The organism is Microbacterium sp. (assembly GCF_036823965.1).
GTDB lineage: Bacteria > Actinomycetota > Actinomycetes > Actinomycetales > Microbacteriaceae > Microbacterium.
Genome location: NZ_DAITBE010000018.1, coordinates 1 through 22,812, shown reverse-complemented (window position 1 = coordinate 22,812; position 22,812 = coordinate 1). Strand labels below are relative to the sequence as shown.

Genomic DNA, 22,812 nt, shown 5'->3' with positions numbered 1-22,812 from the left:
CCGACGCCGAGCAGGTCCGCCCAGAGCGGAATGGTGAAGAGCGGTTCGGTCACCCGTCCATTGTCGCGCACGGAGGATAATCGAACAGTGCCCACCTACCGAGACGAAGCGGTGATCCTGCGCACCCACAAACTGGGTGAAGCGGATCGCATCGTGATCATGCTGTCTCGGCGGCACGGCAAGATCCGCGCCGTCGCGAAGGGCGTCCGTCGCACCTCGTCGAAGTTCGGGTCTCGTCTCGAACCGTTCATGGTGGCCGACGTGCAGCTGTACCAGGGCCGATCGCTCGACATCGTGCAGCAGGCGGAGTCGCTCGGCGCCTACGGCTCCGAGATCGCTGTGCACTACGACCGCTACACCGCGGCGAGCGCGATGGTCGAGACCGCCGACCGGCTCAGCGATTCCGAGGCGACGTCCGATCAGTACCTGCTGCTCGTCGGTGGGCTGCGGGCGCTCTCCCGCGGCGAGCATGTGCCGCGCAGCATCCTCGATTCGTATCTGCTGCGCGTGATGGCGCTGTCGGGCTGGGCGCCCTCGCTCGACGACTGCGCCCGCTGCGGCACACCCGGCCTGCACACGAACTTCGTCGCGCAGCTCGGCGGTGTCGTCTGCAGCCAATGCGCACCCGCCGGAAGCCCTCGCGTCGCCGAGCGAACGCTCGAACTGCTTCGATCACTGCTCCGCGGCGACTGGGATGCCGTCGATGCGGCGAGCGTGGATGAGACCTCAGCGGCATCCGGCCTCGTCGGCGCCTATGCGCAGTGGCACCTGGAGCGCGGCATCCGCTCGTTGGAACACGTGATCGACCAGTCAGGAGACGCTCGGTGAGTCCGAAGCCCTACACGCACAAGGATGCCGTGTCATACCGCCCGCTCGACTGGACGGGGAAGTACCCGCCCGAGTTCCCGGCGGTGCCCGAGCACGTGGCGGTCGTGATGGACGGCAACGGCCGCTGGGCGAACCGTCGAGGGCTCAGCCGCATCGAGGGGCACAAGGCGGGCGAGGAGGTGCTGCTCGACGTGGTCGCCGGCGCGATCCAGGCGGGTGTCAAGCATCTCTCCGTGTATGCGTTCTCGACCGAGAACTGGGCGCGCTCTCCTGAGGAGGTGCGCTTCCTCATGGGGTACAACCGCGACGTGCTCCACCGTCGGCGCGATCAGCTCAACGAGTGGGGTGTGCGCGTCCGCTGGGCCGGCCGCAAGCCACGACTGTGGGGCAGCGTGATCAAGGAGTTGCAGTACGCCGAGCAGCTGACGCGCGGCAACGATGTGCTCACGCTCACGATGTGCGTCAACTACGGCGGACGGGTGGAGCTCGTCGACGCGATGCGCGCGATCGCCGCTGATGTCGCTGCCGGCCGAGTGAAGCCGAACGCGATCAGCGAGAAGATGATCCGTCGGAACCTCTATGTGCCGGACATGCCCGACGTCGATCTGTTTCTTCGGAGCTCCGGCGAGCAGCGCACCTCGAACTTCCTGCTGTGGGAGTCCGCATACGCGGAGATGGTCTTCCTCGACACCCTGTGGCCGGACTTCTCACGCGAGGAGCTGTGGCGTGCGATCGCCGTCTACCTGTCGCGCGATCGTCGCTTCGGCGGCGCGATCGACGTGCCGGACGCGCCGGCCTGAGTTCTGAGCCATCGCTCCGTCTCGCGAGGGTGGCGGAGCCGCACGATGGTCAGGTGCGGGAACTGCTCGGTGATCTCGGGCATCCGCTCGGCCCACTTGTGCAGCGTCTTGGTCTGCCACGCGAGGATGTTCTCCTCAGGGTCGCCCTGGAACATCCGCCAGATCGGCTTCTCGACGTTGTCGTTCCACATCCTGGTCCGCAGGATGCTGCGACCCAGCGTCCGCCGGAGCAGCCGCGACCGCACGATCCGATACGGGTAGTCGAGCCAGATCGCGAGGTGCGCCCGCGGCGTGAGGATCTCATCGGTGCCCTTGCTGGTGTACTGCCACTCGGTGACCCAGCGGTCCTCTGCCGCGAAGGTTCGCACGTCCTCGAGGAAGGTCGGGCGCGGCGTCCAGTCGGGTCCGTGGAACAGGCCGTCGATCTCGACGTGGCGCAGATCCCACAGCTCTGCGATGCGGCCGGAGAGCGTCGTCTTTCCTGAACCGGTGACTCCGGCCACGAGCACGCGCGCGGGCCGGTGCGGCAGCGGATCGTCGGCGGAGAGCATCCGAGAATCCTATCCCTCGTCCTTCCCGGCGAGCGCCCTCGCCTCGCTTCCACGGAATAGCTCATAGGCGCATGCGGTTGGATGATGATGTGAGCCAACCCATCTCGATCGACATCTGGTCCGACATCGCCTGCCCGTGGTGCTACATCGGCAAGCGCAACCTGGAGAAGGGGCTCGAAGCCGTCTCCGCCGACGACGACGCTCCCGAGGTGAACGTCACGTTCCACTCCTTCGAGCTGTCTCCTGACACTCCCGTCGACTTCGACGGTGACGAGATCGACTTCCTCGCCGGTCACAAGGGCATGCCCCGTGACCAGGTCGAGCAGATGCTGTCGAACGTGACCGGTGTCGCCAAGGGCGCGGGGCTCGAGTACCGCTTCGATCTCCTGCAGCACACCAACACCGTCAAGGCGCATGAGCTCCTGCACTTCGCGAAGGCGCAGGGGCTGCAGCACGAGATGGAGGAGCGGCTCATGTCCGCCTACTTCACCGAGGGCAAGCACGTCGGCCGCATCGACGACCTCGTCGCTCTTGCGACCGAGGTCGGACTCGACGCGGATGCCGCGCGCGAAGCGCTCGAGTCAGCACGCCACCTGCCCGACGTCCGCCAGGATCAGGACCAGGCGCGCGCCTACGGCATCCAGGGCGTGCCGTTCTTCGTGATCGACGGCCAGTACGGCATCAGCGGCGCGCAGCCGCCTGCAGCGTTCGAGAACGTCCTGCGCGACCTGTGGTCGAAGCGCGGCGAGTCCGAGGATCAGGCTGCCGCGGTCTGACACCGCACACACCGACGCGCCCCCTCCGCCTGACTGCAGGCGGAGGGGGCGCGTTCTGTCGTCCGAGGGTCAGCGGGTGAGTGCTCCCTCGATCGCAGTGACGATCTCCGGGTCGTTCGGCTTCTGCTTCGGACGGAAGCGGAGCACCTCGCCGTCGGGGAGCACGAGGAACTTCTCGAAGTTCCACTCGACGCGGCCGGCCTTGCCGCCGGCATCCGGGGCTTCCTTGAGCGCCTTGTACAGGTCGGAGGCGTTCTTGCCGTTGACCTTGACCTTGTCGTTGACGGGGAAGCTCACGCCGTACGTCGTGGAGCAGAACTCCAGGATCTGCTCGACCGAGCCGGGCTCCTGGCCGAAGAACTGGTTGCACGGGAAGCCGACCACAGAGAAGCCGCGGTCGCCGTACAGCCGCTGCAGCTCCTCGAGCTGCTCGTACTGCGGGGTGAGCCCGCATTTCGAGGCCACATTGACCACGAGCACGACATCCGCGCCGAGATCGTCGAGGGTCTTCTCATTGCCCTGAGCGTCAGTGAACGGGATCGAACGGAGCGTGGAATCGGTCATGGTTCACAGCTTAGATCGATGGGGCACCATGGGCTCCGGGTCTGGGAGAATGGACAGGATATGACTCTCGCCACCACTCCCGCACGCACGCTCAGCATCGGTCCGATCGACCTCGATGTGCCGGTCGTCCTCGCACCCATGGCCGGGATCACGAACACCGCCTTCCGGCGTCTCTGCCGCGAGTACGGCGCCGGACTCTACGTGAGCGAGATGATCACGTCTCGCGCGCTCGTCGAGCGCAACGAGACGACGATGCGGCTGATCCGCCACCACGAGTCGGAGACGCCTCGTTCGATCCAGCTCTACGGCGTCGATCCGAAGACGATCGCGGATGCCGTGCGCATCATCGTCGCCGAGGATCACGCCGACCACATCGACCTGAACTTCGGCTGCCCGGTGCCCAAGGTCACACGCAGGGGCGGGGGAGCGGCGCTCCCCTGGAAGAGCTCGCTGTTCTCCGACATCGTCACGCAGGCCGTCAAGGCCGCGGGCGACATCCCGCTCACGGTCAAGATGCGCAAGGGCATCGATCGTGACCACCTCACCTTCCTCGACGCAGGGCGTGCCGCAGAGGACGCCGGAGTGGCGGCCATCGCACTGCATGCGCGCACGGCAGGCGAGTACTACTCCGGGCACGCCGACTGGAACGCGATCGGCGAACTCAAGCAGGCCGTCACGAGCATCCCGGTGCTCGGCAACGGAGACATCTGGTCGGCGGACGACGCCGTGCGCATGATGGAGCAGACCGACTGCGACGGCGTCGTCGTCGGCCGCGGATGCCTCGGTCGCCCCTGGCTCTTCGGCGAGCTGGCCACGGCGTTCGGCGGCGAGGGCAAGACGGTCGATGCGACACTCGGTTTCGTGGCCGACGCCTTCAAGCGGCACGCGGAACTCCTCGTCGAGTTCTTCGAGGACGAGGACCGCGGGTGCCGCGACATCCGCAAGCACGTGTCCTGGTACTTCAAGGGCTATCCGGTCGGCGGCGACATCCGCACAGGCCTCGCCACGTCATCCAGCCTTGCCGAGATCGACGAGCTGCTCGCCCGTCTCGACCACTCCGCTCCATACCCCGGCGCTGACGCCGAGGGACAGCGCGGCCGCGCGGGGCACGCGAAGCGCACGGCGCTGCCGGACAAGTGGCTGGAGTCGCGCGAGATCGCGGCGTCGACCTCGGAGATGATGCGTGGAGCGGAGATCGAGAACAGTGGCGGTTGACCCTTCGACCGGTTCGGTGCGCACGCGCGCCGACGGCTACGACCCGCGCGATGCGGAGCGCTTCATCGCCGAGAACCACCGTTCGGAGCGCAACGACTTCGCACGGGACCGGGCACGGGTGCTGCACTCGGCCGCACTGCGGCGGCTCGCGGCCAAGACGCAGGTGCTCAGCCCTGCCAGCACCGCCGACTTCGCACGCAACCGGCTGACCCATTCGCTCGAGGTGGCGCAGGTCGGGCGAGAGCTCGCCACGGCGCTCGGCGTCTCCGCCGACGTCGTCGACACCGCGTGCCTGAGCCACGACCTCGGTCACCCGCCGTTCGGGCACAACGGCGAGCGGGCGCTGAACGAGTGGGCCGAGCACATCGGCGGCTTCGAGGGCAACGCCCAGTCGCTGCGCATCCTCACGCGTCTCGAAGCGAAGGTCCTCGACGAGAATGACCACTCCGTCGGACTCAACCTCACACGTGCGAGCCTCGACGCGACCTGCAAGTACCCGTGGACCGTGGACAGCCCGGTGCCCGACCCGGGAGGACGCCTGAAGTTCGGCGTTTACCCCGAGGACGAGGCCGTGTTCCGGTGGATGCGCGAGGGAGCACCGGGGCGTCTGCGCTGCATCGAGGCGGAGATCATGGATCTGTCCGACGACATCGCGTACTCGGTGCACGATTTCGAGGATGCGATCGTCAATGGCTACGTCGATGTCGCGCAGCTCTCCGACCCTCGCCAGCACGAAGCGCTCCTCGGACGCATCCAGCAGTGGGTCGGCTACGACTTCACGCGCGATGAACTCGCCGATGCGCTCTACCGGCTGGCCACGCAGTCGATGTGGCTCGGCTCGTTCGACCGCTCGCGCCAGGATCTCGCCCGTCTGAAGAACCTCACGAGCGACCTGATCGGCCGCTTCGCGAAAGCGGCGGTCTCGGCGACTCGTGACGCCTACGCCGGGCCGGCACTCGTGCGGTACAACGCGCACGTGGTCGTGCCGCGCGTGATCGAGGTCGAGATCGCGGTGCTCAAGGGCATCATGGGCCAGGCGATCGTCACGATCGATGCCCGTAAGGGCGTCTACAAGGAGCAGCGGCGCGTGCTGAAGCGCCTCGCCGACGTGCTCTGGTCGACCGACGCGCTGTGGTCGGCCGGCGCCGATGTGCTCGAGCCGGCGTTCGCCGCCGACTTCCTCGCCGCTGACACCGACGCAGAGCGCTCCCGCGTGATCGTCGATCAGATCGCGAGCCTGACCGATCAGAGCGCGATCGACTGGCACAACCGGCTGGTCGGCGAGATCGACCCTGCCGAGGTCGGGATCTGGACCCCGCGCAACGCACGTCATACCCGTCCAGCAGTGCGAGGCGGCGCCGAGAGGCAGGCCATCGCCGAAGGGGCCGTCTGATGCCGCGCATCCGGCAGGCTGACGTCGACGAGGTCAAGGCCCGCACCAATATCGCCGACATCGTCGGAGAGCGCGTCGCGCTCAAGTCGGCCGGTGTCGGCTCCCTCAAGGGGCTCTGCCCGTTCCACGATGAGAAGAGCCCGAGCTTCCACGTGCGGCAGCAGGTGGGGTACTACCACTGCTTCGGATGCGGCGAGTCCGGAGACGTGTACTCCTTCCTCCGCGAGATGGATCATGTGAGCTTCACCGAGGCCGTCGAGCGTCTCGCCGGCCGCATCGGCTACACGCTCCACTACGAGGACGGTGGCGCGGCGCCCGAGACGAGCGGCCGCAGCCGCCTCTACGCGGCGAACACGGCAGCGGCGGAGTTCTTCCGCGCTCAGCTGCTGTCGCCGGATGCCGAGGCCGGCCGCCGCTTCCTCGGCGAACGCGGCTTCGACGCGGGCGCTGCCGCGCATTTCGGTGTGGGATTCGCACCGCGCGGCTGGGACGGGATGCTGAAAGCCCTCACCGCGCAGGGCTTCACGCGTGAAGAGCTCAGCACCGCCGGGCTGGTCTCGACGGGACAGCGAGGCGTCTACGACCGGTTCCGCGGTCGCCTGGTGTGGCCCATCCGTGACGTGTCCGGCCAGACGATCGGCTTCGGCGCGCGCAAGCTCTTCGACGACGACCAGGGCCCCAAGTACCTGAACACCCCCGAGACGCCGATCTACAAGAAGGCGCAGGTGCTCTACGGGCTCGACCTCGCCAAGCGCGACATCGCCAGGGGCGACCCCCGTCGGGTCGTGGTGGTCGAGGGATACACCGACGTCATGGCGTGCCACCTCGCCGGCCTCACGACCGCGATCGCGACCTGTGGCACGGCGTTCGGCACGGACCACATCAAGGTGCTGCGCCGAGTGATGGGCGACGACAATGCCTCCGGCGAGGTCGTGTTCACCTTCGACGGTGATGAGGCGGGGCAGAAGGCCGCGCTGCGCGCGTTCACCGAGGACGACCGCTTCAACGCCCAGACGTTCGTCGCCGTCGCGCCAGACGGCATGGACCCCTGCGACCTGCGCCTGCAGCGTGGGGATGCAGCGGTGCGCGGACTCATGGACGCCAAGGTGCCGATGTTCGAGTTCGCGATCGATCGCAAGCTCGCCGGCTTCGACCTCTCGACCGTCGAGGGCCGGGTCGGTGCGCTGCGGGCGGCCGCCCCGATCGTCGCCGAGATCCGCGATCGGCTCCTGCGCCCTGGCTACGAACGCGTGCTCGCACGGCGCCTGGGCATGGACCCGACCGAAGTGCACCACGAGGTCGAGCGCTCCGCCCGCGGCGGCCCCTCGGCGCCCCCAGCCCGCAGGGAGCCCGCACCGATCGATCCGTCGACCGGTGCGCCTGGCATCGCACCGGTCACCCTCGCCTCGCTTCCCAGGTCGCCGGACGTCGCGGTGGAGCGGGACGCGCTGATGGGTGCGCTCCAGTACGGGCACCAGGTCGATCAGACGCTGCTCAATCGCGCCCTGGCCGCACCCTTTCGCACACCGGCGCTCGACGCGGTGCGCGAGGCCGTGGCATCCGCTCCTGATCGGTCGAGGGCCGGATGGGTCACCGAGGCCGTGAACAGCGTGCGTGAGCCCTACCGCTCGCTCGGCGGTGAACTGCTGATGACGCCGTTCCCCGCTCGTGACGAGGAACGTGCCGTCGCAACGGTGACCGATCTCGCCCGACGCCTCATCCTGCGTCAGCTCGAGGTCGAGAAGCAGGAGATGCTCGGTGCGGTGCAACGCGTGCCGGCCGATTCCGACGGTGGACGCGCACTCCGCATGCGGCTGCGTGACATCGACGCAGAGCGTCAGCGGTTCGCCGAGTCGTAACCCGACTCGCCTCCCGTGGCACGGCAGGATGGACTCATGTCCAGACGGCAGGAATCCCTCAACGCGATCGAGTGCTCCGATCTGGTCATCGACCGCATCGGCCACGGTCTGCCGACGCGCGCGGTCGACGGGGTGACGTTCTCACTCGCGCCGGGCAACCTCATCTGTGTGGCCGGACCGACCGGGTCAGGCAAATCGACGCTCGTCGCAGCGCTGGCAGGTTCCACCGATCCCTCGGTGAAGATCACCGGAGGGAGCGCGTTCGTGTGCGGTGTCGATGTGCGCCGTCCAGGCCGCAAGCACCGCATCCTCACCTACCGCACCGGCTTCGTGCCGCAGGGCGCCGGTGCTGACCTGCCGCCGCGGCTCACGGTGAACGAGGTCATCGCCGAGCCCATTCTGATCCGCGAGAAGCGCGTGAACTCGAAGACCCTGTCGATCCGCGTCGCCACGCTCCTCGACGAACTGCACCTCCCGCTCGGCACCGCAGCGAAGTTCCCGTACGAGCTCAGTGCCGGGATGCGGCAGCGGGTCGCGATCGCTCGCTCGTTCATCCTCGAACCGCAGGTGCTCATCGCCGACGAACCTCTGGCGAACCTCGACCTCGAGGTGCGGCCGGTGGTCTTCGATGCGATCACCAGGCGCCGCAAGGAGCAGGGGATGGGGGCGCTGCTCGTCACCAACGACGCCGCCTTCATCCGCGAGCTGAACGCCGAGACGCTGATGCTCCGCGGCGGTCATGTGGTCGCTCGCGGGGTCGGCAAGGATCTGCTCTGGGCACCGAACGCAGAGGCCGACTCACAGCACTGAGGGCGACACGCCCGGCAGCCCGGAAAGCGCGCCCGGTGTCACGAGCACGGCTCCGAGTTTGCTAAGCTTGTCGAGTTGCCCGCGCAGCGGAGCACATTCCTCGGTAGCTCAATTGGCAGAGCAGCCGGCTGTTAACCGGCAGGTTCTTGGTTCGAGTCCAAGCCGGGGAGCCAAGACAAGAAGCCGCATCACGTGTTCACACGGGATGCGGCTTCTTCCCTTTTCCGATGCCGTCGGCAGGATGTGCGCTGGACGCAGCGGAGGCCCCGTCGAATGAACGACGGGGCCTCCGCTGCGGGTGACGTCGAATCAGCGCGCGGCGCCTGCGAGCGAGCCGGTGACCGGGCCGGCAGGGTCGGAGATGACGCACTGCACGATGCGGTCGTTGTACTGGTCCCAGGTGTCCTGGGTCGGCGTGATGGGGTAGACGTCGAGCGTCGACTCATCCCAGATGACGCCGACGAAGTTGGTGAAGGCGTCGCCGATGCATCCCTGCGTGGCGGTGTCGACGGCCTCGTCCGAGAACTCGCCGTCGTCCATCGTGATCTCGAAGTAGACCTCTTCGTCGTGCGGCTCGCCGCACGGAACGACGTCGGCGCTCTCGATCAGACCGCTGTCGCTCTTCATCTTGCAGTCGCCGACCTTCAGAGCGAAGATGTCGATGCTCGAGCTCTCGGTGACCTGGCCGGTCTCCTCGTCACGGTCGGCGTCAGCCGGACCGCCGCTGAGGATGTTGGTGATGGCGCTGCAGCCGCTCAGTGCGACGGTGAGTGCCAGCGCGGTTCCTGCCAGCATCAGCGCACGACGCTTGCGCATGTTCATCATGGTTGTTTCCCCTCCAGAGACTGTGGTGAGCAGGCGCGACACACCCGCCTCGCAAACGGTATCCGTCGGAGAGTCTGTGATGCAACTTCAAGGATGCTGTGATTCTGCTGGACGCAGACCAAGAATGCAAGGCGTCGTCAGTCAGCCTTCGAGGTCGTCGACACCGGGCATCCAGCTCGCGCCCGGACGGCCCCACCCGCGCTTGCGAGCGATCTTCTGCACGGTCTTCCAGTCGCCGTCCGACAGGCGGTCGACATAGAGGATGCCGTCGAGGTGATCGAACTCGTGCTGCATGATGCGCGCGCGCCAGCCGTCGACCTCGATCACGACCTCCCTGCCGTCGAGATCGGTCGCGGTGACACGGGCCCGCTCGGAGCGGCGCAGCGGGAACCGCTCGCCGGGGAACGACAGGCATCCCTCCGACTCGAGGTCGGGGTCGGGGCTGCCCGGCTCCGCCGGCGTGATCCAGAGCACCGGGTTGATGAGGACGCCGCGCCACGGCTGATCGTCATCGTCGACGTACGAGTACGTGTAGATGCGGAGGGGCACACCGACCTGCGGGGCGGCGAGACCGACACCTGGCGCGGTGTCCATGGTCTCGAACATGTCGGCGACGAGTGCGCGGATCTCATCCGTGATCTCGTCGACGGCCGAGGCGGGGGAGTGCAGAACGGGGTCGCCCATGATGCGAATCGGAAGTACAGCCACGTCATAACCCTAACGTGCGGGGTGCGGCGGGTAGGGTCGTAGGGTGAGCGCAGGGGACTGGAAGTGAACGGTGTCGAAGACGTCGGCGAGCAGCTCGTCGGTGTCTTCCAGAACCCAGGACTGCTGCTCGGCATCCCACTCGCCCTCGCCGGTGCGGTCTTCATGTCGCTCGGTGCGCAGTACCAGCACCGCGGCGTCGAGAAGGTCGAGCGCCTGAGCGGTGCGCAGGGAACGAGCGGACTCAGTCTCGATCAACTCCGTCGTCTGCTGACGAGGCCGTCGTGGCTCATCGGCACGCTCATGCTCGGCCTCGCGATCGTCTGTCAGCTGGCCGCCCTCGTGCGTGCCCCGCTCATGGTGGTCCAGCCGCTCGGCGCGATCGCGCTGGTCATCACGACCCTGCTCAACGCCAGGATCTCCGGCCATTCACCCACGAAGAAGTCGATCAGAGCCATCGTCTGCTGCGTCGGCGGCATCTTCCTCTTCGTCTTCTTCGCTGCGCTCTTCGCCACCGAGCAGGAGGTCGCCGACCGCGAGCTCTTCGTGATCCTCGCGCTGCTCCTCGTGGTGATCATCGTGCTCGGCGCGTGCTGGCTCATCCTCCGTCAGCGCATGCGCGCGCTGTTCTACGTCATCGGCGCCGGCATCCTCTACGGCTTCGTCGCAACCCTCGCGAAGGTCGTCATCAAGCGCATCGAGGCCGGCCACTTCGAGTGGATCACCGCGATCTGCGTGCTGGCGCTGGTCGCCGCAGCCGCCGTCGGCGCCTACTTCGTGCAGACGGCCTACAGCTCCGGTCCGCCGGACCTCGTGATCGCCGGTCTGACCGTCGTCGACCCGCTCATCGCCGTGCTCATCGGCATGGTGATCCTCGGGGAGGCCGCTGCCGCACCGCCGTGGGCGCTCGTGATCTACGGCGTCGCCGGAGCGATCGCGGTCTTCGGGGTCGTCGAACTCGCGCGCTATCACCCCCAGGTGATCAGCGACAGCCAGGAACTCGGCATCGTCCGGGGCAGCGACGGGTCGACCGGCGGACAGCGTCCCGAAGACACAGAGCAGCGCCCGGAAGAGCCGAACGCCACCTAGCGCCCGGCTCTCGGAGCGAGGTTCAGTACGCGGGGTCGATCAGGTCGGGCGAGACCTCGGATGCCGCGGCCTCATCGACGAAGAACACCGTGCGCTTGCGTCCCTTGGCGCCGGCTGCCGGCACGCTCGAGTAGCTCGCCCCGGCGAGGGCGAGACCGAGCGCTGATGCCTTGTCGGCACCGGTGAGCACGAGCCAGACGCGCTTCGACGAGTTGAGGACAGGACGCGTGAGCGTCACGCGCTCCGGCGGGGGCTTGGGGGAGTCGCGAACCGCCAGCGCCGCCACGTCGGTGACGTTCACCTCGTCGCGATCGGGGAACAGCGAGGCGATGTGCCCGTCAGGGCCCACACCGAGGAAGCAGACCGCGAACGACGGCCAGGGGTGCTCCTCGGTGCCGAATCCCGCGAGCTCCGCCGCGTAGGCCGCTGCTGCCTCGTCGAGGCTGAGCCCGCTGTCGGATGCGGCGACCTCGTGCACGTTCTCAGCGGGCACCGGGATGTGATCGAGCAGCGCCGCACGCGACTGCAGGGCGTTGCGGTCGGCATCATCGCGTGCCACGAACCGCTCGTCGCCCCACCAGAAGTGCACGAGCGACCAGTCGATCTTCGCAGCGCGAGGGTGCTCAGCGGTCGCGCGCAGCACCGCTGCGCCCATCGAGCCGCCGGTGAGGGCGATGTGTGCGATGCGCCCGTTCCGGGTGCGCGCGCGCACCCGGGTCAGGAAACGATCGGCCACGCTGGTCGCGAGGGCTGCGGGGGTGGCTTCGACCACGACCCGCTTCTCTGCGGACGCTGCCTGCATCTGACTCACGCTCCTGTCTCGGGCGGACCCAGCTTCTCCCAGCCCTCCGCGATCACTCGACCGTACAGGAGATCGGGGTCGAGCCGACGCAGCTCCTCCGCGAGGCACTCGCGGAGCGTACGGCGGGGGAGGTGCAGGTCGTGGTTCGGCTGACCCGGCTGCGTGAGCACCGCGACGCCGGGCGTCGGACGCTCGAGCAGGATGTCGCCGTCGGCGCGGGTGAGGCGAACCGACTTGATCCCCTCTTCCCAGTTCTTCGGGTCTTCATACGACCAGACAACGGGAACATCGAGCGCCATCTGCAGCCAGGCTGCGAGCAGTGCGGTCGACGGCGACGCGGCGGCGCCACGCACCTCGACACCGGTGATCTCCTCGTACGGCGGCTGGTCGAGCACGGCGGCGAGCTGCTCGCGCCAGTGCGTGAGCCGCGTCCAAGCGAGGTCGGTGTCGCCGGGAGCGTGGGTCTCACCCAGGAGCGCCAGACGGTCGCGCACATCGGAGGCCGTCGCGGCATCCGTGATCCGACGCTGGGCGATCTTGCCGAGCGGCGACTTCGAGGGGGCATATGGGGCCTCTTCAGGCCACCAGGCGACCACCGGTGCGTCGGGCAGCAGGAGGCCCGTGATGAGGCTCTCCTCGTTGCTGGCGGCGTCGCCGAAGGCGCGGAGCACCACGACCTCGCTCGCGCCGGCGTCGCCGCCGACACGGATCTGGGCGTCGAGGCGCGACTCGCCGTCGCCGGTGGTGAGCACGATGACACGCATCGGGTGCTCACGGGAGGCGTCGTTCGCCGCGTCGATGGCTGCTTCGGCCACGCCGTTGCGCGCCGAGATGACCAGGGTGAGCACGCGTCCGAGGGCGACAGCGCCACCCTCCTCGCGCACCTTCACCAGCTGCTTCGCGACCTGGCTGACGGTCGTGTCGGGAAGGTCGATGATCACGGGCGTCTCCAGACTCGTCCGTCGCGGGCAAGGAGGTCGTCGGCAGCAGCCGGTCCCCACGAGCCTGGCGCGTACTGTTCGACTGGACCGCCCTCGGCGGCCCAGAACTTCTCCACCGGGTCGAGGATCTTCCAGGAGAGCTCGACCTCTTCGTGCCGCGGGAACAGCGGCGGGTCGCCCAGGAGGACGTCGAGGATCAATCGCTCGTACGCTTCGGGGCTCGCCTCGGTGAACGCGTGTCCGTAGCCGAAGTCCATGGTCACGTCGCGCACGTTGGATCCGCTGCCGGGCACCTTCGAGCCGAAGCGGATCGTGACGCCCTCATCGGGCTGCACGCGGATCACGAGTGCGTTCTGACCGAGTTCGGAGGCGTTGCCGCGCCCGAACAGGTGCTGCGGCGCGCGCTTGAACACGACCGCGATCTCGGTGACCCGCCGACCGAGGCGCTTGCCGGTGCGCAGGTAGAACGGCACGCCAGCCCAGCGGCGCGTGTCGATCTCGAGCTTGATGGCCGCGTAGGTCTCGGTCGTCGACTCGGGGTTCATCCCGTCCTCGGCCAGGAAGCCGGTGACCTCCTCGCCGCCCTGCCAGCCGCCGTCGTACTGACCGCGAGCCGTGGCGAGCGAGAGGTCCTCCGGCACGTGCACCGCAGCGAGCACCTTCTCCTTCTCGGCACGCAGGTCGGCCGCGGAGAGGCTGATCGGCTCCTCCATGGCGGTGAGCGCGAGCAGCTGGAGCAGGTGGTTCTGGATGACGTCGCGCGCGGCGCCGATCCCGTCGTAGTATCCCGCGCGTCCGCCGACGCCGATGTCCTCGGCCATCGTGATCTGCACGTGGTCGACGTAGTTCCGGTTCCAGATCGGCTCGTACAGCTCGTTGGCGAAGCGCAGCGCCAGGATGTTCTGCACCGTCTCCTTGCCGAGGTAGTGGTCGATGCGGAAGATCGAGTCGGCCGGGAACGCGACCTCGAGCGCCGCGTTCAGTGCGCGCGCCGACTCCAGGTCGTGTCCGAACGGCTTCTCGATGACGACGCGCCGCCAGTGCTCGTCGTCATCGCTGTTCTCGCCGACGAGGCCCGATTCCTTCAGCTGCTTCGCGACGAGCGGGAAGTCCTTCGGCGGGATCGACAGGTAGAACGCGTGGTTGCCCATGGTGCCGCGCTCGACGTCGAGCTGCTCGATCGTCTCGCGCAGCTTCCGGAACGAATCCGGGTTGTCGAACTCGCCTGAGACGAAGCGGATGCCCTGCAGCAGCTGCGCCCACGTCTCCTCGCGGAACGGCGTGCGAGCGTGCTGCTTGACGGCGTCGTAGACGACCTTGGCGAAGTCCTGATCCTCCCAGTCCCGGCGGGCGAACCCGACGAGAGCGAATCCGGGGGGAAGGAGTCCGCGGTTGGCGAGGTCGTAGACCGCGGGCATGAGCTTCTTGCGTGAGAGGTCCCCGGTGACGCCGAAGATCACGAGGGCGCTGGGCCCTGCGATCCGGTTGAGGCGACGATCGTCAGGGTCACGCAGCGGGTTGTGCCCGCGCGAGATGGGAACAGACATCGGTGAGGGATTCTCCTGCGGTTACTTCTGTGCGGCTTCGAAGAGGGCGAGCACGTCGGCCGAGGAGTCCGTGATCGTCAGGGACACGACGGGACGGCCGTGCTCGGCGAGGACCGCGGCATCGCCGGCGGCCTGCGCTTCGATGAGCTGCCCGAACGTGAAGGGGCGCTCGGGGATCTCGAGGTCGACCTCGGTGCGCTCGAGGATCTGCAGGAACACGCCCTGCGCCGGTCCGCCCTTGTGGTACTGACCGGTCGAGTGCAGGAAGCGCGGGCCCCAACCGAAGGTCGTCGGGCGACCCGAGTCGGCGGCGACGAGCTCGCGGAGGCCCTGCAGCTGCGGGACCTCGAGGCGGTTCACGTACGCCTGGATCGACACGTAGCCGTCATCGGCCAGCTGTGCCCAGAGCGCATCGAGCACGCCCTCGACGGTGCCGGATGCCGCGAGGGCGGCGTCCGAGACGCGCACCTCGACGCCGTTCTCGACGAACGCCGGAGCGGTGGGCTCGGGTCGCGCGTCGAGGAGACCGCGTGCTGCGACCTTCGCCGACTCGACGTCTGGCTGGTCGAACGGGTTGATGCCGAGCAGGTGACCGGCGATCGCCGTGGCGTATTCCCAGACCACGAGCTGCGCGCCGAGGCTGCCGCTCACGAGGATCTCGCCCTGGTGGCGCTCGTGCAGGTGGAACTCGTTCGCGTCGTCGACGAGACGGACGATCTGGAGATCTGCCGGCACGGCGTCGAGCTCGGGGGAGACCGGCAGGAGCACGACCGGGAGGATGCCGGTGCCGTCCTTGCCGGTGGACTCGGCGATCAGCTGCTCGATCCAGTCGGGCAGGCCGTTGATGTGGGTGCCGTCGGTGATGAGACCGAGCTTGTCGCGACGCGGGTTCGTGGCCGCGATCGCGGCAGCGAGGCGAAGCGCCGGGTTCTCGGCGGAGTCGATCGCGACCTCGAGCAGCGAGGACTCGGCCTCATCGAGCAGCTCGTCGATGTCGACGCCGGCGAGGCCGGAGGGCACGAGGCCGAAGGCCGTGAGCGCCGAGTAGCGGCCGCCGACGTTGGGGTCGGCGTTGAAGACGCGGTAACCGGCCTCGCGGGCCGAGACGTCGAGCGGGGAACCGGGGTCGGTGACCACGACGATGCGCTCGGTCGGCTCGATGCCCAGATCGCGGAACGCCGCCTCGAAGGTGCGTCGCTGCGAGTCGGTCTCGACCGTGGAGCCGGACTTCGACGAGACGACGAGCGCGGTGTCGGCCAGTCCCTCGTCGAGTGCCGCCAGCACCTGGCCGGGAGCGGTCGAGTCGAGGATCGTCAGCGGCACGCCGGCGGTCTGCGCGATGACCTCCGGCGCGAGCGAGGATCCGCCCATGCCCGCGAGCACGAAGCGCGTGACGCCCTTCGCGGCGAGCTCGTCGCGAAGCGCCGTGATCTCGGCGACCAGCGGACGCGAGACCGTGACGGCCTCGATCCAGCCGAGACGGACGGCGGCCTCTGCTTCAGCGGCCGGGCCCCAGAGTGTGCTGTCGCCGCCGGTGAGGCGCGACGCGATCAGTTCGCTGACGAGGCGGGGGACCGTCTCGTCGATGGCGGCGCGTGCGGCGCCGGAGGTGTGGATCGAGAAGGTCATCGCTGTGCCTCCAGCGCCTCGGACACCTGCGCCAGCAGATCGTGCCAGGAGTCGATGAACTTCGCGACGCCCTCGTCTTCGAGCACCTGGGTGACGTCGGTCAGGTCGACGCCGACGGCGGCGAGCTGGTCGAACACCCGGTGCGCCTCGGCGTAGCCGCCGGTGATCGTGTCGCCGGTGATCACGCCGTGGTCGAAGGTGGCCTCGAGGGTCTTCTCCGGCATGGTGTTGACGACGCCGTCCGCGACCAGCTCGGTCACGTAGAGCGTGTCTGGCAGGTTCGGGTCCTTGACGCCGGTCGAGGCCCACAGCGGACGCTGCAGGTTCGCACCGAGCTTGATGAGGTCCTGCGCGCGCTGCTCGCCGAACTTCTGCTCGAAGAGCTCGTAGGCGAGGCGGGCGTTCGCGAGTCCGGCCTTGCTCTTGAGGGCGAGCGCCTCGTCGGACCCGATCGCCTCGAGGCGCTTGTCGGTCTCGGTGTCGACGCGCGACACGAAGAACGAGGCGACGGAGTGGATGCTCGACAGGTCGAAGTCGGCGCTGTGCGCCCGCTCGAGGCCGGTGAGGTACGCGTCGATGACCTCGGCGTAGCGCTCCAGGCTGAAGATCAGGGTGACGTTGACGCTGATGCCGGTCGCGATCGCCTCGGTGATCGCGGGGAGGCCTGCCTTGGTCGCAGGGATCTTGACGAGCAGGTTCGGGCGGTCGACCTTGGCCCAGAGCTGCTTGGCCTGGGCGACGGTGCCTTCGGTGTCGTGCGCGAGGTCGGGGGAGACCTCGATCGAGACGCGACCGTCGACGTGGCCGGACTGCTCCCACACCGGGCGGAAGATGTCGAGCGCTGCGGCGACGTCCTGCGTCGTGGCGGCGAAGACGGCATCCTCGGCGCTGGTGCCTGCGGCGGCGAGCTCCGTGAGCTGCGCGTCGTAGGAGGTGTCGTTCTTGTCGGTGATCGCGTTCGCGAAGATCGTCGGGTTCGTGGTGACGCCCACGATGTTGCGCGACTCGATCAGCTCGGCGAGGTTGCCCGTGGAGATGCGCGAGCGGGAGAGGTCGTCGAGCCAGATGCTGACGCCGGCGGCGGCGAGCTGTGCGGTGGGGGTGCTCATGCGTTCTCCTTGGTGCTGTTGGCCGCGAGGGTCTCGCGGACGGCCGCGATGACGGCCTCGGTGGTGATGCCGAACTTCTGGAACAGGGTCTTGTAGTCGGCGGAGGCGCCGAAGTGGTCGATGCCGACCGAGCGCCCGCGGTCACCGACGATGCCGCGCCACGTGAGCACGGAACCGGCCTCGACCGAGACGCGGGCGGTGACGGATGCGGGGAGGACCGACTCGCGGTATGCCTCGTCCTGCTCGTCGAACCACTCGAGCGACGGAGCCGAGACGACGCGGACGCCGATGCCCTCGGATGCCAGCGCTGCGCGGGCCTCGACGGCCAGCTGCACCTCGGAGCCGGTGGCGACGATGATCACATCGGGGGTGCCCTCCGCTGCCTCGGCGAGAACGTAGGCGCCCTTGGCGGTGTTCGACGCGGCCGCGAAGGTCTCGCCGGACGCCGCGCCGTCGCCGCGCTCGAACACCGGGATGTTCTGGCGGGTCAGGGCGATGCCTGCGGGGCCCTCCTGGCGACGGAGGATCTCGAGCCAGGCTTCGGCGGTCTCGTTCGCGTCCGCGGGGCGGACGACTGCGAGGTTCGGGATCGCACGGAGCGTCGCGAGCTGCTCGATCGGCTGGTGGGTCGGTCCGTCCTCGCCCAGGGCGACCGAGTCGTGCGTCCAGACGAACACGCTGGGCACGTTCATGAGGGCCGCGAGGCGGACCGCAGGGCGCATGTAGTCGCTGAAGATCAGGAAGGTGCCACCGAATGCGCGGGTCGGTCCGTGCAGCACGATGCCGTTGACGATGGCGCCCATGGCGTGCTCGCGGATGCCGAAGTGCAGCACGCGGCCGTAGGGGTTGCCGGACCACTCGTGCGTCGACCACTCCTCGGGGATGAACGACGCAGCGTCCTTGATCGTGGTGAGATTCGACTCCGCGAGGTCGGCCGAGCCGCCCCAGAGTTCGGGCAGCTGCGCGGCGAGGGCGTTGATGACCTGGCCGGATGCGGCGCGGGTCGAGACGTCCTTGCCTGCCTCGAACACCGGGAGGGCGGTCGAGATGTCGGCGGGCAGCTCGCCGGCCTCGAGGCGATCCAGGAGCTGCTTGCGCTCGGGGTTCGCTGCGGCCCAGGCGTCGAAGGCGGTCTGCCACTCGGCGCGTGCATCGGCGGCGCGAGCAGCCAGTCCGCGGGTGTGGGCGATCACGTCGTCGGCGACGGCGAAGTGCTGCTCCGGGTCGAAGCCGAGCACCTTCTTGGTGGCCGCGAGCTCGTCTGCGCCGAGCGCCGAGCCATGGATCTTGCCGCTGTTCTGCTTGCCGGGCGACGGCCACCCGATGATGGTCTTGAGGATGATGAGCGACGGCTTCGAGGTCTCGCCCTTGGCGGCTTCGATCGCGGCGTACAGCTCGGCCACGTCTTCGACGTACTCGCCGGTCTTCTTCCAGTCGACGACCTGCACCTGCCAGCCGTACGCCTCGTAGCGCTTGGCGACATCCTCGGTGAAGGCGACGTTGGTGTCGTCCTCGATCGAGATCTGGTTGGAGTCGTAGATGGCGATCAGGTTGCCGAGCTGCTGGTGGCCGGCCAGCGAGGATGCCTCGCTGGTGATGCCCTCCTGCAGGTCGCCGTCGCCGGCGATCGCGTACACGTAGTGGTCGAAGGGGCTGGTGCCCGGTGCGGCCTCCGGGTCGAACAGGCCGCGCTCGTAGCGGGCGGCGTAGGCGAAGCCCACAGCCGACGCGAGCCCCTGGCCCAGCGGGCCGGTCGTGATCTCGACACCCTTGGTGTGACCGTACTCCGGGTGGCCGGGAGTGAGCGATCCCCACGTGCGCAGTGCCTTGAGGTCATCGAGCTCGAGGCCGAACCCGCCGAGGTAGAGCTCGACGTACTGCGTGAGCGAGGAGTGTCCCACCGACAGGATGAAACGGTCGCGACCGAGCCAATCGGTGTCGGTCGGGTCGTGGCGCAGCACGCGCTGGTAGAGGAGATAGGCAGCGGGAGCCAGGCTCATCGCGGTGCCGGGGTGGCCGTTGCCGACCTTCTCCACGGCGTCCGCCGCCAGGATCCGCGCGGTGTCCACCGCGCGTCGATCGATTTCTTCCCACTGCAATTCCGACACGTCCATGCCCTTTCCGACAGTTTCAAGGGCGCCGTTATTCCCTGGCGCATCCGCATCTGCCCACGCAGGACCACCTGCTGGAAGAAGGGGATCACAGCGCCGGGCGCGAGTGGTTTCAGCATAGCGCTGTGCCCTTTCCGTCTGACGCTGTCTTACGTCCAGCGGCAGCGTCGGGCGGGGACAGAGCGGGCAGTCGCGGTGCCCTAGACTGGAAGGGCTGTCATGACGCGTGTGGAGGAGGCGATCGAGATCTCGACGATGTCTGATCAGACCGTGAGGACGCAGTCCATCGGTCGCACGGTGAAGGCCTACGTCGCCCTCACGAAACCGCGCGTTCTCGAACTGCTGCTGGTGTCGACGGTCCCCGTGATGTTCCTCGCCCAGGGCGGACTCCCTGACATGTGGCTGGTGCTCGCGACCGTCATCGGCGGGTCCCTGAGCGCCGGTTCCGCCGCCGCGTTCAACATGTACCTCGATCGCGACATCGACGCGCACATGCACCGCACCGAGAACCGTCCGCTCGTGACCGGTGAGATCTCGCCTCGCGGCGCACTGATCTTCTCGTGGACGCTCGCGGTGCTCTCCACGGTCTGGCTGCTGTTCACCACGAACTGGCTCGCAGCCGCGCTCTCCGCCGGCGCCATCTTCTTCTACGTCGTGATCTACACGATGATCCTGAAGCGCCGCACCGAGCAGAACATCGTCTGGGGCGGCATCGCAGGCTGCTTCCCGGTGCTGATCGGCTGGGCCGCCGTGACCGGTTCGCTGGACTGGCCCGCCTTCATCCTGTTCCTGCTGATCTTCCTCTGGACGCCGCCGCACTACTGGCCGCTGTCGATGAAGTACCGCGACGACTACGACGATGTCGACGTGCCCATGCTCGGTGCCACGCGCAACGCCTCGCAGGTCGGCCTCCAGGTGATCCTGTACGCCTGGGCGACCATCGCCTGCTCGCTGCTGCTCGTGCCGATCGCGAACATGGGCCTCGTCTACACCGTCTCAGCGCTCGTCTTCGGAGGCTGGTTCCTCTACGAGTCGCACCGTCTCTACAACCAGGCGGTGCGGGGGAACGAGGCGCGGCCCATGCGTGTGTTCCACGCCTCGATCACCTACTTGACGTTGATCTTCGTCGCGGTCGCGGTCGATCCGCTGCTGCCGTTCTGATCCTCGTCGTCGATCCGCTCGACGTCGGTCGCCGCAGCATCCGCTGACGGGGTCGTGACCGTCTCGACGATGCCCGCGTCTGCGTCTGCCTGAGGAGCGTCGTTCTCGGCTGCCCAGTCGATCGGCTCGACGACCACGGGGGCCTGCGTGGGGATGAGCGCCTGCACGGCGGTGAGGGCGACCGTGATCAGGATGCCGATGATGCCGGCGCCGAGCACTGCGGCGCCGACGACGACGAGCGACTGACCGACGTAGACCTCGACACCGGTCGCGGTGCCGTCGGTCAGGGTGGTGGTCATCGTGCCGAGCTGCCCCGAGATGAGCCACCCGCCGACTGCGGTCGCGGCGAGCGACAGGATGAGGAGGAGCCAGAAGCCGATGCTGCGTGTCAGTGACTTGTTCATGGCGACCACGTTCGCCCACGCGTCGATGAACGCGTGATGCGCGAGCTATGGATCGCCTGTGCGGCGATCGGGATGCGAGTCAGTCCACGGTCGTGACAGGGCGCTTCAGGTGCAGCACGACGACGGTGTACGCGGCCGCGGAGAGCGACGCCAGCACCATGTGGATGCCGACGAGCAGGGGAGGCAGCCCGTCACGCGCCTGCAGCACGCCCACCGCGACCTGCACCAGGATCGCGAGGACGAGCACGAGCAGCCACTTGCGCGGCTCGAGGCGCAGCACCCAGGCCGAGACCGTCAGCGCCAGCACGAGCGCGGCGAGGATGTAGCCGGGCCAGGAGTGCACGTGCGCGAGCACTGTCGCGTCGAAGCCATGGCGCAGCACGTCCGGGTCGCCGGAGTGCGGACCGGAGCCGGTGGTGAGCACGCCGAACAGGATCGTGACCACGAGGGCGAGGCCGGTGACGTGGCTGAGGATGCCGAACCACGCAGGCACAGCGCGCTCGCGCGGGCCGGGGGCCGCGTACAGGCGCACCAGGAAGGCGGCGGTGACGCAGACGAGGAGCAGCGAGGAGGTGTAGTGGAAGCCGACGATGAACGGGTTGAGGCCGGTGAGCACGGTGATGCCGCCCACGAGGGCCTGGGCGACGACGCCGATCAGCACGATCCAGGCGAGGGCGACGAGATCGCGGCGCGCGGGGGTGGTGCGAATCGATTGCACAGCTGCGGCGATCACCGCGAGCAGCAACACGCCGATCGCGACCGGGAATGCCAGGTGCTCCAGCGGCCGGGCGATCACGTAGGCGATCGCGGCGGCGACGATGCCGCCGACCGCGAACCACAGCGAGGTGGTGAGCGCGCGTCGACCGCTGATCGTGTGCAGGACGAGGAGCACGACCGCGAGCGCGATGATGCCGACCACGCCCGTCATCAGGCGGTTGCCGAACTCGATGAAACCGTGAATTCCCTGATCCGCGTAGATCGGGACGAGCGATTCCGGCGTGCAGAGCGGCCACTCCGAGCATCCGAGTCCCGAACCGGTCAGACGCACCGCGCCGCCGGTTCCGATGATGATCGTCTCGCTGATGAACGACAGCCACGCGAACACGCGCAGCGCGCGGCTCCACAGGGTGCGGTGCGCCAGCGGAGCGCGAACGCCGGCGGCGTCGGTCGAGGAGGAGATCGTCGTGTCGGGCATGGGGCCTCCGGACCGCGAGTGGCGTTGCGGGCACGGCCCAGTCGCCAGGCGGAACCTGTAGAATCGGATTGTTGTGATGAGCGCTTCCCGCGCTGAAGCATCGTCAACAGTTTAGGCGCGATGGATGCGCTGGTGATGAGGGCCCTTTCGAGGCACCGGCTCCCCGCAGACTCGACGGGGGATCAGGTGCGTCGGAGCGGATGACACCGTTGAGGCCTAACAAGGAGAGTGTGTGATGTCGGATGTGCTGATCGACCGCCCAGAGCTGGACAGCCTGGGGGTGTACGAATTCGGCTGGCACGACGCGGACGCCGCGGGTGCCATTGCGAAACGCGGAATCTCCGAAGAGGTGGTCCGAGGGATCTCGGCGCTCAAGAACGAACCCGAATGGATGCTGAAGGCCCGTCTCAAGGGGTATCAGCTCTTCGGCAAGAAGCCGATGCCGACCTGGGGTGCAGACCTCAGCGAGATCGACTTCGACAACATCAAGTACTTCGT

General features: G+C 68.2%; 21 protein-coding genes, 1 tRNA gene and 1 pseudogene. 11 read left to right on the top strand and 12 right to left on the bottom strand.

Going from position 1 to position 22,812, the window contains the following annotated elements; genetic code table 11:
• Positions 1–87: 87 nt before the first annotated feature.
• On the top strand, positions 88–828 hold the full coding sequence (gene recO / locus V7Z82_RS18070) for a DNA repair protein RecO (RefSeq protein ID WP_334153184.1): 741 nt from the start codon (positions 88–90) through the stop codon (positions 826–828).
• Positions 825–1,628 (top strand): isoprenyl transferase, encoded by an 804-nt coding sequence (locus tag V7Z82_RS18065; RefSeq protein ID WP_334153183.1) that lies wholly within the window; start codon positions 825–827, stop codon positions 1,626–1,628. The genes recO and V7Z82_RS18065 overlap by 4 nt, the downstream gene beginning before the upstream one ends.
• On the opposite strand, the gene V7Z82_RS18060 is transcribed toward V7Z82_RS18065, so the two are convergent.
• On the bottom strand, positions 1,568–2,179 hold the full coding sequence (locus V7Z82_RS18060) for an AAA family ATPase (RefSeq protein ID WP_334153182.1): 612 nt from the start codon (positions 2,177–2,179) through the stop codon (positions 1,568–1,570). The two genes, V7Z82_RS18065 and V7Z82_RS18060, sit on opposite strands and share 61 nt — an antisense overlap.
• Positions 2,180–2,268: 89 nt before the next feature.
• On the opposite strand from V7Z82_RS18060, the gene V7Z82_RS18055 reads away from it, so the two are divergent.
• The gene (locus tag V7Z82_RS18055) at positions 2,269–2,955 is read left to right on the top strand and encodes a DsbA family oxidoreductase (protein WP_334153181.1); all 687 of its coding nucleotides are present in this window, start codon (positions 2,269–2,271) and stop codon (positions 2,953–2,955) included.
• Between the two features lie 69 nt (positions 2,956–3,024).
• Here V7Z82_RS18055 and V7Z82_RS18050 read toward each other — a convergent pair whose 3' ends face one another.
• Complete coding sequence (locus V7Z82_RS18050) at positions 3,025–3,519, bottom strand: glutathione peroxidase (protein ID WP_334153180.1); 495 nt, start codon at positions 3,517–3,519, stop codon at positions 3,025–3,027.
• Between the two features lie 60 nt (positions 3,520–3,579).
• Here V7Z82_RS18050 and dusB point away from each other — a divergent pair, with 60 nt between their 5' ends.
• The 5 genes from dusB (at position 3,580) to V7Z82_RS18025 (ending at position 8,969) form a co-directional block, all read left to right on the top strand.
• Positions 3,580–4,734, top strand: coding sequence for a tRNA dihydrouridine synthase DusB (dusB, locus tag V7Z82_RS18045; protein ID WP_334153179.1), 1,155 nt, complete (start codon positions 3,580–3,582; stop codon positions 4,732–4,734).
• The gene (locus tag V7Z82_RS18040; RefSeq protein WP_334153178.1) at positions 4,724–6,127 is read left to right on the top strand and encodes a deoxyguanosinetriphosphate triphosphohydrolase; all 1,404 of its coding nucleotides are present in this window, start codon (positions 4,724–4,726) and stop codon (positions 6,125–6,127) included. Before dusB ends, V7Z82_RS18040 begins: the two co-directional genes overlap by 11 nt.
• Positions 6,127–7,986 carry a DNA primase gene (gene dnaG / locus V7Z82_RS18035; RefSeq protein WP_334153177.1) on the top strand — a complete coding sequence of 620 codons (1,860 nt, stop codon included), beginning with the start codon at positions 6,127–6,129 and terminating at the stop codon, positions 7,984–7,986. Before V7Z82_RS18040 ends, dnaG begins: the two co-directional genes overlap by 1 nt.
• A 36-nt stretch (positions 7,987–8,022) precedes the next feature.
• A complete protein-coding gene (locus V7Z82_RS18030; protein WP_334153176.1) occupies positions 8,023–8,796 on the top strand; it encodes an ATP-binding cassette domain-containing protein in 774 nt (257 codons plus the stop codon).
• 97 nt (positions 8,797–8,893) lie between these two features.
• Positions 8,894–8,969 (top strand) — tRNA-Asn (locus V7Z82_RS18025).
• Between the two features lie 136 nt (positions 8,970–9,105).
• On the opposite strand, the gene V7Z82_RS18020 is transcribed toward V7Z82_RS18025, so the two are convergent.
• Entirely contained in the window at positions 9,106–9,621 is a 516-nt protein-coding gene (locus tag V7Z82_RS18020) for a hypothetical protein (protein ID WP_334153175.1), read from the bottom strand.
• A 141-nt stretch (positions 9,622–9,762) separates the two neighbouring features.
• Positions 9,763–10,329, bottom strand: coding sequence for a peptide deformylase (def, locus tag V7Z82_RS18015; protein ID WP_334153174.1), 567 nt, complete (start codon positions 10,327–10,329; stop codon positions 9,763–9,765).
• Between the two features lie 57 nt (positions 10,330–10,386).
• Here def and V7Z82_RS18010 point away from each other — a divergent pair, with 57 nt between their 5' ends.
• Complete coding sequence (locus tag V7Z82_RS18010; RefSeq protein ID WP_442927654.1) at positions 10,387–11,415, top strand: DMT family transporter; 1,029 nt, start codon at positions 10,387–10,389, stop codon at positions 11,413–11,415.
• 22 nt (positions 11,416–11,437) lie between these two features.
• On the opposite strand, the gene pgl is transcribed toward V7Z82_RS18010, so the two are convergent.
• From pgl to tkt, 6 genes are read right to left on the bottom strand one after another with little or no spacing between them, the layout of a single operon-like run.
• On the bottom strand, positions 11,438–12,217 hold the full coding sequence (gene pgl, locus V7Z82_RS18005) for a 6-phosphogluconolactonase (RefSeq protein WP_334153186.1): 780 nt from the start codon (positions 12,215–12,217) through the stop codon (positions 11,438–11,440).
• Between the two features lie 5 nt (positions 12,218–12,222).
• The gene (locus V7Z82_RS18000; RefSeq protein WP_334153172.1) at positions 12,223–13,158 is read right to left on the bottom strand and encodes a glucose-6-phosphate dehydrogenase assembly protein OpcA; all 936 of its coding nucleotides are present in this window, start codon (positions 13,156–13,158) and stop codon (positions 12,223–12,225) included.
• A complete protein-coding gene (gene zwf, locus V7Z82_RS17995) occupies positions 13,155–14,705 on the bottom strand; it encodes a glucose-6-phosphate dehydrogenase (RefSeq protein ID WP_334153171.1) in 1,551 nt (516 codons plus the stop codon). Before zwf ends, V7Z82_RS18000 begins: the two co-directional genes overlap by 4 nt.
• 21 nt (positions 14,706–14,726) lie before the next feature.
• A complete protein-coding gene (locus V7Z82_RS17990; protein WP_334153170.1) occupies positions 14,727–16,334 on the bottom strand; it encodes a glucose-6-phosphate isomerase in 1,608 nt (535 codons plus the stop codon).
• Positions 16,331–17,443, bottom strand: coding sequence for a transaldolase (tal, locus tag V7Z82_RS17985; RefSeq protein ID WP_334153169.1), 1,113 nt, complete (start codon positions 17,441–17,443; stop codon positions 16,331–16,333). Before tal ends, V7Z82_RS17990 begins: the two co-directional genes overlap by 4 nt.
• Entirely contained in the window at positions 17,440–19,551 is a 2,112-nt protein-coding gene (gene tkt / locus V7Z82_RS17980) for a transketolase (protein WP_334153168.1), read from the bottom strand. The genes tal and tkt overlap by 4 nt, the downstream gene beginning before the upstream one ends.
• 243 nt (positions 19,552–19,794) lie before the next feature.
• On the opposite strand from tkt, the gene V7Z82_RS17975 reads away from it, so the two are divergent.
• Positions 19,795–20,715, top strand: coding sequence for a heme o synthase (locus tag V7Z82_RS17975; protein WP_442927653.1), 921 nt, complete (start codon positions 19,795–19,797; stop codon positions 20,713–20,715).
• Here the strand turns inward: V7Z82_RS17975 and V7Z82_RS17970 are convergent.
• Both V7Z82_RS17970 and V7Z82_RS17965 read right to left on the bottom strand, forming a co-directional pair.
• Positions 20,661–21,119: a hypothetical protein gene (locus V7Z82_RS17970; protein WP_334153167.1), complete on the bottom strand. Its 459-nt coding sequence runs from the start codon at positions 21,117–21,119 to the stop codon at positions 20,661–20,663. The genes V7Z82_RS17975 and V7Z82_RS17970 overlap by 55 nt on opposite strands.
• Positions 21,120–21,198: 79 nt before the next feature.
• A complete protein-coding gene (locus tag V7Z82_RS17965) occupies positions 21,199–22,314 on the bottom strand; it encodes a COX15/CtaA family protein (RefSeq protein ID WP_334153166.1) in 1,116 nt (371 codons plus the stop codon).
• A gap of 235 nt (positions 22,315–22,549) precedes the next feature.
• On the opposite strand from V7Z82_RS17965, the pseudogene V7Z82_RS17960 reads away from it, so the two are divergent.
• Positions 22,550–22,812 (top strand): annotated as a pseudogene (locus V7Z82_RS17960) (Fe-S cluster assembly protein SufB); the annotation flags it as partial.